The organism is Candidatus Omnitrophota bacterium (genome assembly GCA_030688425.1).
GTDB lineage: Bacteria > Omnitrophota > Gorgyraeia > Zapsychrales > JANLHA01 > JAUYIB01.
The window spans coordinates 321,657-334,120 of sequence record JAUYIB010000012.1 but is presented as its reverse complement, the minus strand read 5'-3'; the positions used below and the strand labels follow the sequence as shown (position 1 = coordinate 334,120).

The 12,464-nt window shown below is 55.7% G+C and carries 17 protein-coding genes; 16 read left to right on the top strand and 1 reads right to left on the bottom strand.

Annotated elements, in window-relative coordinates; all coding sequences use genetic code 11:
• Window positions 1–38 precede the first annotated feature (38 nt).
• From Q8Q08_02635 to pyk, 5 genes are all read left to right on the top strand, one after another.
• Window positions 39–521: a hypothetical protein gene (locus Q8Q08_02635; GenBank protein ID MDP2652909.1), complete on the top strand. Its 483-nt coding sequence runs from the start codon at window positions 39–41 to the stop codon at window positions 519–521.
• A gap of 27 nt (window positions 522–548) precedes the next feature.
• A complete protein-coding gene (locus Q8Q08_02630; GenBank protein MDP2652908.1) occupies window positions 549–884 on the top strand; it encodes a hypothetical protein in 336 nt (111 codons plus the stop codon).
• Between the two features lie 52 nt (window positions 885–936).
• Window positions 937–1,398, top strand: a complete 462-nt coding sequence (locus Q8Q08_02625) for a hypothetical protein (GenBank protein ID MDP2652907.1) — start codon at window positions 937–939, stop codon at window positions 1,396–1,398.
• Window positions 1,399–1,459: 61 nt separating this feature from the next.
• Complete coding sequence (locus Q8Q08_02620; GenBank protein MDP2652906.1) at window positions 1,460–1,840, top strand: response regulator; 381 nt, start codon at window positions 1,460–1,462, stop codon at window positions 1,838–1,840.
• Entirely contained in the window at window positions 1,837–2,862 is a 1,026-nt protein-coding gene (pyk, locus tag Q8Q08_02615) for a pyruvate kinase (protein MDP2652905.1), read from the top strand. The genes Q8Q08_02620 and pyk overlap by 4 nt, the downstream gene beginning before the upstream one ends.
• Before the next feature lie 56 nt (window positions 2,863–2,918).
• Here the strand turns inward: pyk and Q8Q08_02610 are convergent, their stop codons facing one another.
• A complete protein-coding gene (locus tag Q8Q08_02610; protein ID MDP2652904.1) occupies window positions 2,919–3,413 on the bottom strand; it encodes a response regulator in 495 nt (164 codons plus the stop codon).
• A gap of 203 nt (window positions 3,414–3,616) precedes the next feature.
• Here Q8Q08_02610 and Q8Q08_02605 point away from each other — a divergent pair, with 203 nt between their 5' ends.
• The 11 genes from Q8Q08_02605 to Q8Q08_02555 all read left to right on the top strand — a co-directional run bounded on the left by Q8Q08_02605 (window position 3,617) and on the right by Q8Q08_02555 (window position 12,441).
• A complete protein-coding gene (locus Q8Q08_02605) occupies window positions 3,617–4,345 on the top strand; it encodes a cytidylate kinase-like family protein (protein MDP2652903.1) in 729 nt (242 codons plus the stop codon).
• Between the two features lie 22 nt (window positions 4,346–4,367).
• Window positions 4,368–4,526: a DUF5989 family protein gene (locus Q8Q08_02600; protein ID MDP2652902.1), complete on the top strand. Its 159-nt coding sequence runs from the start codon at window positions 4,368–4,370 to the stop codon at window positions 4,524–4,526.
• 45 nt (window positions 4,527–4,571) lie between these two features.
• A complete protein-coding gene (locus Q8Q08_02595; protein ID MDP2652901.1) occupies window positions 4,572–6,122 on the top strand; it encodes a tetratricopeptide repeat protein in 1,551 nt (516 codons plus the stop codon).
• Window positions 6,123–6,178: 56 nt separating this feature from the next.
• Window positions 6,179–6,526, top strand: coding sequence for a hypothetical protein (locus tag Q8Q08_02590; protein MDP2652900.1), 348 nt, complete (start codon window positions 6,179–6,181; stop codon window positions 6,524–6,526).
• Window positions 6,527–7,206: 680 nt separating this feature from the next.
• On the top strand, window positions 7,207–7,569 hold the full coding sequence (locus Q8Q08_02585) for a hypothetical protein (GenBank protein ID MDP2652899.1): 363 nt from the start codon (window positions 7,207–7,209) through the stop codon (window positions 7,567–7,569).
• Window positions 7,570–7,690: 121 nt separating this feature from the next.
• Complete coding sequence (locus Q8Q08_02580) at window positions 7,691–8,566, top strand: hypothetical protein (protein ID MDP2652898.1); 876 nt, start codon at window positions 7,691–7,693, stop codon at window positions 8,564–8,566.
• Window positions 8,567–8,623: 57 nt separating this feature from the next.
• On the top strand, window positions 8,624–9,529 hold the full coding sequence (locus tag Q8Q08_02575) for an HD-GYP domain-containing protein (protein MDP2652897.1): 906 nt from the start codon (window positions 8,624–8,626) through the stop codon (window positions 9,527–9,529).
• Between the two features lie 50 nt (window positions 9,530–9,579).
• Entirely contained in the window at window positions 9,580–10,293 is a 714-nt protein-coding gene (locus Q8Q08_02570; protein MDP2652896.1) for an SAM-dependent methyltransferase, read from the top strand.
• A 241-nt stretch (window positions 10,294–10,534) separates the two neighbouring features.
• On the top strand, window positions 10,535–11,068 hold the full coding sequence (locus Q8Q08_02565; GenBank protein ID MDP2652895.1) for a DUF3332 family protein: 534 nt from the start codon (window positions 10,535–10,537) through the stop codon (window positions 11,066–11,068).
• A gap of 84 nt (window positions 11,069–11,152) precedes the next feature.
• Window positions 11,153–12,160, top strand: coding sequence for a hypothetical protein (locus tag Q8Q08_02560; protein MDP2652894.1), 1,008 nt, complete (start codon window positions 11,153–11,155; stop codon window positions 12,158–12,160).
• A gap of 47 nt (window positions 12,161–12,207) precedes the next feature.
• Complete coding sequence (locus tag Q8Q08_02555) at window positions 12,208–12,441, top strand: hypothetical protein (protein ID MDP2652893.1); 234 nt, start codon at window positions 12,208–12,210, stop codon at window positions 12,439–12,441.
• The last annotated feature ends 23 nt before the right edge of the window (window positions 12,442–12,464 follow it).

Genomic DNA, 12,464 nt, shown 5'->3' with positions numbered 1-12,464 from the left:
TGAGTCTGCCGTAGACAACCGCGGGGGAAGCCGTTAGAATGAAAAAACGCCGGGGAGGAACGGCGTTTAACCTCGAGAGGATGACCGGAGGCCCCATGATCGGGATATCCGCTGGGCGGAAATTGTTTTTCGTGGTCTGGGGGTGCGTTTTATGGGCCGGCTGCGGCCCCCGCTCCTCCGGGCCGTCCGAGGCCACAACGCGATGGGTCGGGCAATATGAATGCCGCCAGGGGGTCACGGACCTTGACCTGGAGATCACGCAAAGAAATCATGGGGACGTTCAGGGGATTTTTCATTTTTATCATGCCCCGACCGGGGCGGAGGGGAGTTTTTATTTGCGCGGCGAATACGATTCCCAGACCCGGGAGATGAGGCTTTTCCCCGGGGAATGGATCCGGCAGCCGTCCGGCTATATGACGGTCGGCATGGAAGGCAAGGTCCTGGATGATCCCGTCCGCTATGAAGGAACGATCACGCATGAAGGGTGCCGGGGGTTCAGCGTCCGCTTGATGGAAGAATAACGCGCGAAGCCCCTGATTTTATCGACCATGAATCTGCGGGTTTTTTTATGCATGGCGCTGTTGTGTCCGGTCTTCGGCCCTGCCGTTGCCGATGGTGACGTCCTCCGGATCCGGCGTCCGCGGATGGAATCCGTGGTGGGGATCATCCAGAAGATCGGGCGGAATGACATCGAGATCATTGATGAAAACGACCAGTGGCGCAAGCGGTTCATCGTCCTCATCGGGACGGAACCTCTGCAGGCAGGGGATCGGGTGCGTATTTATTACCGTTCGGGGAAATATGCGGAAAGTATTCAAAAAATGACGCCGTTGGAGTATAAAAAAGACGGACAGAATCTCGGGTACCTGTATCGCAGCGAATAACCCGCGGACCTGGTGGCGGGAATGCCGTGGTCAACAGAGAAGAGGAGAAGTTATGAGGTTGAAAAGTAACTCGGGAATGGGGATGGTCTGGTTTTTGGCGACGGCCTTATGCCTGCCCGTTTTCGCGGACACGGCGGAACGTTTGACCGCTTCGCAGGTCGAGCGCGTCAAGGTCTGCAAGCAGTTGCTGCAGGAGGTGGATAAAAAATTCCTGCGGCAGACCATGGATCAGTTGGAAGAGACCGGCTACCCTGAAGAGAACCTTCAAATCCTGGAGGCCGTGGCCAGGACGTACACGGATATCGTTCAGGAGCAAAAAATCGTGAAACTCAGGGCGAAGGAATGGCTGCACAGCATGGTCCTGATGAACATGGCCTATCTGCAGATGGGCGGCATCCGGGAGAGCGGCGGCGATCAAGAGCCGCTGTACCAGATGATCCGCCGGAAGCTGACGGGGTATTTGTCCCCGGAACTGCTGGCCCACCCCGGGATTTTTCATCCGATCGAAGAATAAACGGTTGGTTTTGGAGAATATCGCGCAGGCAGGCGACAACCTTGAGCAAAGGAGCCTTGGAATGGCCTGGACAATTCTCATTGTGGAGGATGAGGAAGTCACGATCAAGATGCTGGAACGCCGGCTGAAGTCGGAAGGCTACGAGATCGACGTGGCCAGGGACGGCCGTTCCGCGATGGAAAAGGCCATGGCCGAACCGCCGGATATGATGTTGGTGGACATCATGTTGCCGGATGTCGACGGCGCGGATGTCGTGAAGCACGTGAAAGAAAATCCAGCGGCCAAAAATGTCGCGGTTTTATTTTTGTCCAGCATTGTTTCGGACGAGGCGTCGATGGAGCACCCTCCCAGCGTCAAGGCCGGCGGCCAAGATTATCCCGCGGTTGCCAAACCCATCAATTTTAAAACGCTGTTGTCGCGGATGAGAGAAATCTTGGGATGAGGTCCGCGCCGAGAACGAAAATCATCGGCACGATCGGGCCAGCCTCGGACCGGTCCGGTGTTCTGCGGAGAATGATCCGCGCCGGGATGGACGTGGTGAGGCTGAACTTTTCTCACGGAAGTCTCGAGGGACACCGGCAGCGGATACAGAAGGTCAAGGAATTCAATAAAAAATACCGCCGCCGCATCCGGATCCTGGGAGATCTGGAAGGCCACCGGATCCGCATCGGGAGGCTGAAGGGGGGCGGCCCCGTTGGTGTCAAGAAAGGACAGTCTGTCTGGCTCACGCCCCGGGACGTTTTGGGAGAGGGCGACGTGATCCCGTTTGATTACCGAGGCCCGCTGGCCAGGATCAAAAAGGGCCAGCTCGTTTACATCGATGACGGAAATATCGCCCTGCGGGCCGAAGCCGCCGGGAAGATCGGTGTCAGGGCCCGGGTCCTCACGTCCGGGGCCATCCGGGAACGCAAAGGCGTCAACATGCCGGGCGTTCCCCTTTCGGAAAAAGGACTGACTCCGGAAGACCGGAGGAATCTTGATTTTTGCATTGAGCATGAGGTTGACGATATCGCCCTGTCATTTGTGCAAAATCCGGATGATGTCCTCTGCCTGCGGGAGTATCTGGAGGGCTGTCCGCATCCGTTCCGGGTGATCGCCAAGATCGAAGACAGGGAAGGGATCAAGAATATTGACGGTATTATCAGGGTTTCCGACGGGGTCATGGTGGCCAGAGGCGACTTGGGTGTTTCGATCCCGGTTTATGAGGTCCCTCTCGTTCAGAAGGCGATCATCCGGAAATGCAACCGGGCCGGAAAGATCGCGGTGACGGCAACGCAGATGCTGGAGAGCATGACGGAGAACCGGATCCCCACGCGGGCCGAGGTTTCGGACGTGGCCAACGCCATCCTGGACGGAACGGATTACGTGATGCTTTCCGCCGAGACCGCGGTCGGACGGCATCCGGTCGAGGCCGTGGCCATGATGAACAGGATCATCCGGCATACGGAACAGGGGAGCCGTTAAGGATCTGGAAAGTTTCAGGCTCCGCCCTCAGAAGGCCCGCCGTTTTCCCGTTACATCTATTTGAAAATTTTGTGTCCGAAGAACAACAGGACGAGCATCACCAGCGCAGCGATCAAGACCGCGGTCATGCCGATGGTTTTCAGCAGGGCCCGGGGATCCTTCTCCTGCGATTTTGACGCCGCATCCGTTGAGGAGAGCGCCTGGCGCACTTTATAAACCAGGCCGTCCATCGAGAAGGGTTTTGTGAGGTATGCGTTGATCTGAAACGCGTTGAAAACAGTTTCGTCGGTGTCCTTATCTTTGATGATGAGAATGGGGAGCCGGGCGGTCCGCGCGTCGCTCCGGAGGGTTTTGCAGACTTCCGGGGTATCAATTCCCTCGAGGGTTGATTCCAGAACGACCAGGCTGGGGACATTGTTGACGTTGATGGTTTTCAGGGCCACATTGCCGTCTTCTCCGGTGATGACTTCGAAGCCTTCCCCTTTGATGCGCTGTTCGACCTGTTCACACAACTTCCCATCTTTCGCAAAGAAAAATACGGATTTTTTCATGATGGCCTCCTCTGTGGGGCGCTTGGTGCGGTAAAGGCCCGGATTAACTATTAATGGATTTTATTGTAACAAACATTGCGCCTTGGGGGAAACGAATTTATCACGGAGATATCCGCGAGGTTTGGCCTTCTGCGGTCCGGAAAAAATAAAGGCGTGGACACTCCCCGCGGGGAGGGTTACAATAAACTCAAGAGGGTACAGCGATGTCTGACTTTTCCAACAGATCTCCCATCTACGTTGTCAATCAAAAAAAGTCTGTCAAAGCGATTTTTAAATCCGTGAAACACGACCGCCGCCAGGGCCGTCCGTTTGTCACCATCTCCCGCGAGCCGGGGGCCTACGGCATGACCGTTGCCGAGGCGCTCGCGGCCTATCTCCAGGACAAGGAACGGCGCGAGGGCTCCCCCTGGACCGTTTTTGACAAGGATATCGTCAAAAAGGTCATGTCGGATCACCATCTTCCTGAAGAGTTCGCCGCATATTTTTCGGAATGCGCCGTTTCAGAAATCGAGGACATCCTGGAGGAATTGTTCAGCTCCCATCCCTCCCAATGGTCCCTTGTCCACAAAATGAACGATACCATCCTTCGGCTGGCCCAGTTGGGGTATGTGATCCTTGTGGGAAGGGGCGCGAACATCATCACCCGCCGGCTGCCCCGGGGATTCCATGTCCGGCTGATCGGGTCCTTTGAAAAGCGCGTGGAGCACATGCAGGAATATCTGAAGATGAATGAAAAGAAAACCCGCGCCTGTCTGGTCAAAGAGCAGAAAGACCGGAGGAGTTACGTCAGGAAATATTTCAGCAAGGACATCAATGACCCGTCTCTTTACGATCTCGTGATCAACACGGACACGGTGCCGGTTGAGAACGCGGTCCGGCTCATCGGTGATGAAGTCTTGAGGGGCTGCGGGGGCGCGCCCGCTGAGGCCTGACCCCAGCCGCGGACCACTATTCATGTCGAAATTTTCCATTGTCAGAGAATTTTGGGATTTCCTCCGCATCAGGAAACGGTACTGGCTGGCGCCGATCGTGATCATCCTTATGGCGCTGAGCCTCTTGACGGTGTTCGCCCAGAGCTCCTCGGTGGCGCCGTTCATATATACGTTGTTTTGAGCCGGGCGTCTCACGGCCCCATTCCTTAAAGGACGTTTCCATCCGATGGCGAAAACGACCTCTGGCCAGAAAATCCTGCTCGTTATCCTGGGCGTTGTCCTGACCATCGTTTTGCTGGAGGCAGGATTGCGGCTGGGCGGTTTTGTGTTTTCGTTCCTGCAGGAGCGGGGGAATCGAGTGAACCTGCAAGGGGATGCGATAAGGGTCCTCTGCGTGGGGGATTCCATGACCGCTCTGGGGGGCCGCAACTCGTATCCCACTCAGCTGGAGGAAATCCTGAAGTCCTCGCTTCCCGGGCGGAATTTGCGCGTGATCAACAAAGGCCTGGTGGCCAAAGGATCGGCGGATGTCCTTGCCCGCCTGCCGGAGAACCTCAACCGGTATCGGCCGGCTATCGTTGTGGTGATGGTGGGGATCAATGACCGCGGCGGCCCGGTGAGGGAGAACGCCTTTTCCGGCGGTGTTGTTTTTTTTCTGGAAAATTTCAGGGTTTATCATTTCTTTCAGCTTCTGGGCCAGCATGTCCGGGGAAAAATCCATGGGGCCCCGTCCCTCGCGGATAGCGCGGCCCAAACCGCGGAACCCGAAAAACCGCCCCGGCCCTTAAAAGATCCCAGGGAACTTGAGACCTATATCCGTCAGCTGGACGAAACGCGGGCGGAATTCAGGGAAAGTTTTAAGCGTGCCACCCGGCCCGAGGAGAAAGCGCATTTTGCCAGAGCGGCGGAGACGGTCAAGCTCCGGCAGGGCATCCTGCTGGTGGCGCTGGGGCGGCATTACCGGATCCGGAGCGATTTTGCGGAATCTGACAGGTACTTCCAGATGGCGATCGCGCATGACCCGCGGAATTACAGCGCATATGTCGAGATGGGAAGGAGTCTGGAAGATCAGGGCCATTGCGACAAGGCCGTGGTGTTTTTTCAGAAGGCGGTGGAGGTCAATGCCAACACCGTCCTGGCCAGCATGGGGCTGGCCAGGTGTTATGAGGCGATGGGGCAGGATGCCCGGGCCGGGGAGATTTATCAAGCGCTTTGGAAAGCGCATCCGGAGCGCTATCAGGTGGCGTCCCTGGTCGGGACATGGATGCTGAAGCACGGCCGGTATGAATTGGCAAAAGAGGCCCTGGGATCCGCTGTGAACCAGAATCCGAGCGACCCCTCGCTTTATGATCGCCTGGCCGAGGCCCATGCCCGATTGGGCGACGAGGACAAGGCGGACGAGGTCAAGAAGGCAGGCCAGGCCCTCGTGCGGCGGATCGAGAATTATTCGGACGCCACGGTCGGCAATTATAACGCTATTGCGCAGATCGTCCTGTCGAGAGGGATCAAGCTCGTTTGCGTGCAGTACCCTTTGAGGGACGTGGATCCTTTGCGGAAAATGCTCTCAGGTAAGTCTCCGATCGTTTTCGTCGAGAACAAGGCGAATTTTGAAGAAGCCCTGGATGGAACGCCCTACGCCACGTATTTTTCCGACATGTTCGCCGGCGATTTCGGCCACGGCACCCGGGCCGGCAACCGGTTGATCGCCGAGAACGTTGCTGGCGCCATAGTGAAAGAAGTTGCGGCCGCTGGCACTGTTGTAATTCCCCGTCCATAGTTGTTTCGTATCGAAAAAATATTTCCAAAGAATTTCTTTTTGTTATAATCCCGGCCATGAAGATTTTGTATGTCATCATTATCTTTTGTTTTTGCGCGTGGCTCCTGCCATTGGGTATTTTTGTCTCCCCCAGCAAAGAGGATAAAGTTTGCGGCGGCCGGCGGGCGGTTTGTCTTTGCACGCACGCCTCTGCTGACCAGTCCGGTGGCCAGCAGAACAAAGGGGTTACTCTCAGTAAACCGGGGATCCCGAAAGATTCCGAATCTTCAGGTGGCAGTCATTTCTTTTTGCGCCCCATGGGGGACGATCGTGGCCCCTTTGGCTCGCGCCTGTTTGATGAAAATACGGCAGTATCCTTCCAGCAGCCGTTCCTCCGAAGTATTGAACACGTCCCGAAGGCGTAATCTCTCCCGAAGCCCCTGAGCAATCCAAAGGTCTCCGTCTCAAGCGGACTCCATTTATAATCCATTTTTTGTTAGAGGGAGAGGTGTATGAATTTTTTAAGAATAATATTTTTTGCGGCTTTATTGAATTTTGGGATGTCTTCCTCAACCCAGCTTTTTGCCTGCGAATCCTGCACGATCCCGAGGCTGGGCCGCGACAGCCAGGGTTTGCAGACGTCCAGCAAGGATCAGAAGTGGGTCTTCAAGTATTTATATGAAGAGCAGAACTGGAAGGAAATTCCTGCGGGGGAGGCCCATGCGCTCCATCATGACGGCCATCATGTTCATGACAAAACAGAGGACTCCTTATATCATTTTTCTCTGGGGCGGCGTTTGACCGAGAAGTTCACTCTTTCAGCCGAAATCCCGTATGCGATCAAGAGGTCCATCGAGATCGACAGCCATGCCCGGTTGGGGCGGCTCGAACGGTCTGAGGGTTGGGGCGACTTGCATGTCTTCGGCGACTATGAATTTTTGAGGGACGACAACCGGACTGCGGGTGTACTGGGCGGCGTCAAGTTTCCGACCGGAATGACGGGTGAACGGAATTCCGGCGGGGGAAATTCGAGCCGGAGCTGTAGCCCGGCACGGGGTCGTTCGATTATGTCATCGGCGGGCTTTACAAACAGCGGGTCAGCAGATTGGAATACCTGGCCAATCTCGCGTATGTGTTCAAGACCCAGGGCGGGCAGGATTATGAATACGGTGATCTGCTGTCAACATCCCTGTTCGTTCATGTGGATATCAATCCTGCAAGCCGGGCCTTCAAGACCAGCGCGGGTTTGGCAACAAATTTTCAATATGAACAGAAACACACCGACAAGGGGAGCGAAGTCCGCGACAGCGGGGGCACAACCCTCCTGATGGGCCCGGACATCACCATCAAGGCCAATGACCGGATCTCTGTTTTCGGCTCCCTGATGTTTCCTGTTCATCAGGATCTTGGGGGAGAGCACCAGGAGCTCGATTATGTCTGGAGCGCGGGAGGGCGGCTGGCATTTTGACCCGTCAGAATTCGCTGAGGGATAGGCATCGACAGGTCCGTCTGTTGGTATTACAATTGGTAATGTCGAAGCCGGTTTTTGCCTGACTGTCTTCTTGGGACAGATATTGTTTTGTGCTCGCATGATGATAAAGAATTCTTGGATCATATTTTCGATTCTTTCCGCGTTTGTCTTTGTTCCCGTCCTGCCGCCTTTCGCCGTGGCCGCGGGGCCGCAGTCCTATCTTTCGGTCAAAATTCTGTTGAATAAGAGCGAATATGCCCTTGGGGAACCTGTGGCCGGGACCGTGGAAATCAACAATACCCTGGGGGCCAACCAGGCGGCCACTTTTGACATGATGCTGTTCCGTGAGGATGAGCTGGAACAGCAGGTTATGACCGGGATCAAAGCGGTCCGGTCGGGGGCCAATGTGTATTCGTTCCAGGACTTTGGTCTTTCCACGATGATGGGAGGGATTGATACCCCGGGACGATGGCGGCTTTTTATCCTGCAAAAAGACGTGGACCGGTCCTATGCCGCTGAGGCCGATTTTGCGGTCCTGCCGGAAGCCCGTCCGGAAGCGGCGGCCGTTGAGGTCCCTTTCGAGAACCATTCCCCGCCCCAAGAGGGGGAAGTGTGGATCACCTATTTGAATCCCAAAGCCGGTTTTGAGATCCAGCTCCCCAAGGGGTTTTCGATATTCCCGATGAAGTCCTCTGTAGAAGGGAATGGTTTCAGGATCATGGAAGACAATCTGTCTTTGCCGTCAACGATGGACATCCGATTGCCGGGAGAAGCGGATCCTCCGTCCCCGGCCTGCGCCTCGCCAGGGATCAGCGGCGTTGAAGTTTCCACGGTGGATGTCGCGGGCCGACAGGGCCGCAAACTTGCTGTGCGGGAACCTTGGAGTGAGTTTTATTGCCTCCCGGGGCTTGAAATCACCTATTCCCGAATGCACGGCCGCATGGACGAGGTTTTGGCCGAAAAGATCATTTCAACCTTCCGTTTCGTCCCATAGCGGAACTATCATAAACTATCCGTTGTGAAAACCGGCAGAGCAGGATAAAATACATTTATGGCCGAAAAGACGGAATCATCGGAAGTCATCGGTATGAGGGCGATGCTGAGGGAGGCGGGAGTCCTCAACAGCCCCTACCTGAGCACCGAGTTCAAGGTCTGGGTGATGGGGTTCATCTTTTTCATGACCTTTCTCCAGTTGTTCGCCCTTTTTCTCTTTCCCAGCGCCAATTTCCTTTCTGAAAAGTTCATTTTGAGCGTTGTCCTGATCCTGATCGGGTATTTGTGGGTCCAGGAGATCCGCGACCGCGACCGCGTTAAGAGGATCAATGCCGAGCTGGTCGAGGCGCAGATCAAGCTGCAGAAAGCCGAGATCGACACGATCTCTTCCCTGATCCGCATCGTTGAAGCCAAGGACCCGATGGTCCGGGGCCATTCGGAACGGGTGGCCAGGCTGGCGGTGGAGATCGGCAGGATGATGGATTTTTCTCAGGACACGCTGGCGTCCATTTACCGCGCCGGCATTCTGCACGATCTTGGCAAGCTCGCCATCAAAGACGAAATTTTAAGGAAACCGCAGAAACTTTCACCCGAGGAATGGGAGATCGTCAAGCGGCACCCCCAACTGGCCGTGGATATCCTGGAGCCGTTGAAGTTTCTTCATCTGGAGAAAAAAATCATTTTGTATCATCATGAAAGAGTGGACGGCAAGGGGTATCCCTCCGGGCTGAAAGACACGGACATCCCGCTGGAGTCCAGGATCATCGGCGCGGTGGAAACGTTTGATGAGATGAATTCCCCAACGGTTTACCGCGAACGGTTGCCCCGCGAGGTCGTGCTGGAGGAATTACAGAAGGTTTCCGGGACACAACTGGATTCTTCGGTCGTGGCACTGCTGTTAAGCGCTCTGGAGAAACATCCGGAATTTTGGCAGTCAGCCCCGGCAGGCACGGTAACAGTTTAATTGATCCTGATGTACAGGGTAGTATGGCGGGGGGAGACCCCGCTTTTTTTATGAATCCACGGCTTTATCTGATCCCCAGTTTTATCAGCGATTCGGAGTCTCCTGCCAGCCTCCCGGGCCACGTGGCGAAGGTCGCCGCGGGGCTTCGCGTGTTTGTTGTGGAAGAGGAACGCTCAGCCCGGCGGTTTTTGAAAAAATTGGACCCGCAGTTTCCTCTGCAAGAATGCGTTTTTTTTGTCCTGGATGAACACGCGGCCGCGGCAGATGCGGGGAAGATCATGGACGGCCTGCAGGGTCGTGATGCCGGGCTGATTTCCGAGGCCGGCTGTCCGTGCGTGGCGGACCCGGGATCGGACCTTGTGCGGCTGGCGCACCAGAGCGGGAGAGAGGTTGTCCCTCTGGCCGGGGCGTCGTCGTTCCTGCTGGCGCTGATGGCGTCCGGGCTCAACGGGCAGAATTTCGCGTTTAACGGCTATCTTCCCCGGGAACAGGCAGAGCGTTTGAAAAAGATCAGGGCCCTTGAACAGCGTTCAGCGGCCGAGCAGCAAACGCAGATTTTTATGGAGACCCCGTACCGTAATAAGCATGTTTTTGATGACGTCCTGGCCGCCTGCGCTCCCGGGACGCTTCTCTGCATTGCCGCGGACCTGACCGGCCCGGCCCAGTATGTCAAGACCATGCCTGTCCGGGAATGGAAAACGGCGTCCCCGCCGATTGAAAAAAGTCCTGCGGTTTTCTTGATCCAAAAGCCATCCCGGCCGTGATCTGCCGGGACAGCAGTATCCCTTTCCGCGCTTGACATTTTTCTAACATCGGGGATATACTACTTTCCGTGCCGGGCGGTATCTTTCTCGCATCCCACTCCCTTGAGCCGTCCCCAGGCGATTGTATGGAACCGATTCCCAGCAGGCTGATGTCTCGCATTCTCACCATGGTGATGATATTTCCCCAATTATTCTCACTCCCGAGAAATCCGTTCAACCAAACCAACCAAAGGAGGACGTCTTGAAAAAAGCAATCCTGGGTGTCATGATCGCCGCGTTTTTGGTCACGGGCTGTACGGGTTCTTTCAACCTGACCCGCAAGGTTTACAACTTCCATCGTTCTCAGCAGCCTGACAAGTGGATGGACGAGCTGTGTTTCCTCGTTGTCACGCTGATCCCGGTGTACAGCATCGCGACGTTCGCGGACGCCATCATTTTCAATTCCATCGAATTCTGGACCGGGGAAAATCCGGTGGACATGGCGGACGCCAAAACGGTCACGCAGGGCAGAGAGGAAGTTGTGATCTCCTACGACAAGGCCACCGATCAGATCACCGTTCTCCCCAAGGCCAACGGCCAGGAGAAACAGGCCCTGGTTTTGGAGAGGCTTGACGATCACCGGGTGGCTGTCAAGGACCAGGCCGGAACGGTCCTGTATGTCTCAGCCAAAGGACCCGAAGGGGACATCTCGGTCTATGACAAGGACAACAAGCTGGTGAAGAATTATTCCGCCAAGGACGTGGCGATCATGAAGGAAACGCTCTCCAAGAATTGATCTGCCGGGAGCGGAACCATTGCAAAAGGGACAGTCCCCGGGATTCCCGGGGCTGTCCCTTTTTATGGAAACAGGAATGGTATCATGAGGAGGGGAGTTCTGAAAAGCCGATGGCTGCTGATCTTTGCCGTTGGGATGGCCGCGGCATGGATCATCAAAGACGTGTTGATGAAGGCCGTGATCACGACGGCAGGATCAGGGGCCCTGGGCGCTCCGGTCTCCATGGAGGGCTTCTCGTCTAACCCGTTGACTCAAAAGGTCCATATCCGCGGCCTTCGGGTCGGGAATCCGGCCGGGTTTCCGAAGGAGACCCTTCTGGATATACCGGACGTCGTTGTTGATTTTGACCTTCCTTCGGTGCTGAAAGGCGAAAATCATCTGCCTTTGGTCCGGATGAACATGAAAGAATTGATTGTTGTGAAAAACAAGGACGGCCAGCTGAACGTCGACGCCCTGAAGGTCGTCCAGGACGCGAAGAAAAAAGAGGAGAAGAAAGATCAAACGGTCCCCTCCCCGAAAGGGGCTGCGCAAGAGATGGACCCCTGGAAGATGAAGATGCAGATCGATGTTCTTAAACTGAATGTCGAGAAGGTGGTTTTTAAGGATTACAGCAAAGGGGACCCGCCGTTCGTGAAGGCTTACGATGTTCCTCTGAAGAACAAGACGTTTAGGAATATTAAAGGACTGCCGCAGATGATCACGCTTGTCCTTGTCCAGGCCATGGGGCCGACGGCGATCAAGAGCGCCGGCCTCTACGGCGCGGCCGCGTGGCTGGGGGTGGGCTTTCTGCCGGCGGGGGTCCTGGGGGTCATCGTGGCCAAGGATAACGCGACGGCCGAATATGAAGGGATTTCGTTAAAGACGGTTTTCGATGTTTGCCTCAAGGCCATCAGCGACGCCGGGAGTATCAAGCGGTCGGATCCGGCGTCGGGGTTCATCCAGGGCAAGTTTCAGGGATGTGACGTCAAAGTGAGAATTCAAAAAGCGGAATCGCGGCGGGTCCATCTGCAGATCACCGCGCGCAAATTTCTCCTCGCCAAGCCCGAGATCGCGTCGGGCCTGCTTTACCAGATCAATCAACAATTGCAATAATTCCGAAACTCCAGTACAATTCAACCTGCAAGGCCGGAGGGGGTCGGATGCCTTTTTACGATTATTTCTGCGAAGCCAACGGGGAAACCGTCGAGGTGATGCACGCGATGAGCGTGCGGCTCAAAACATGGGGAGACCTTTGCCGTCACGCGGGCCGGGATCCGGGGAAAACACCGGTCCGTGCGCCCGTCGTTCGGTTGATCAGCGGCGTCACGCCACAGGTTTTCCGGTTGAAAGGTCTGGACAAAGACGCCCCGGCGGGGAATAAGCTTTCGTTATGAACACGATGGATTTTAAAGAGGCA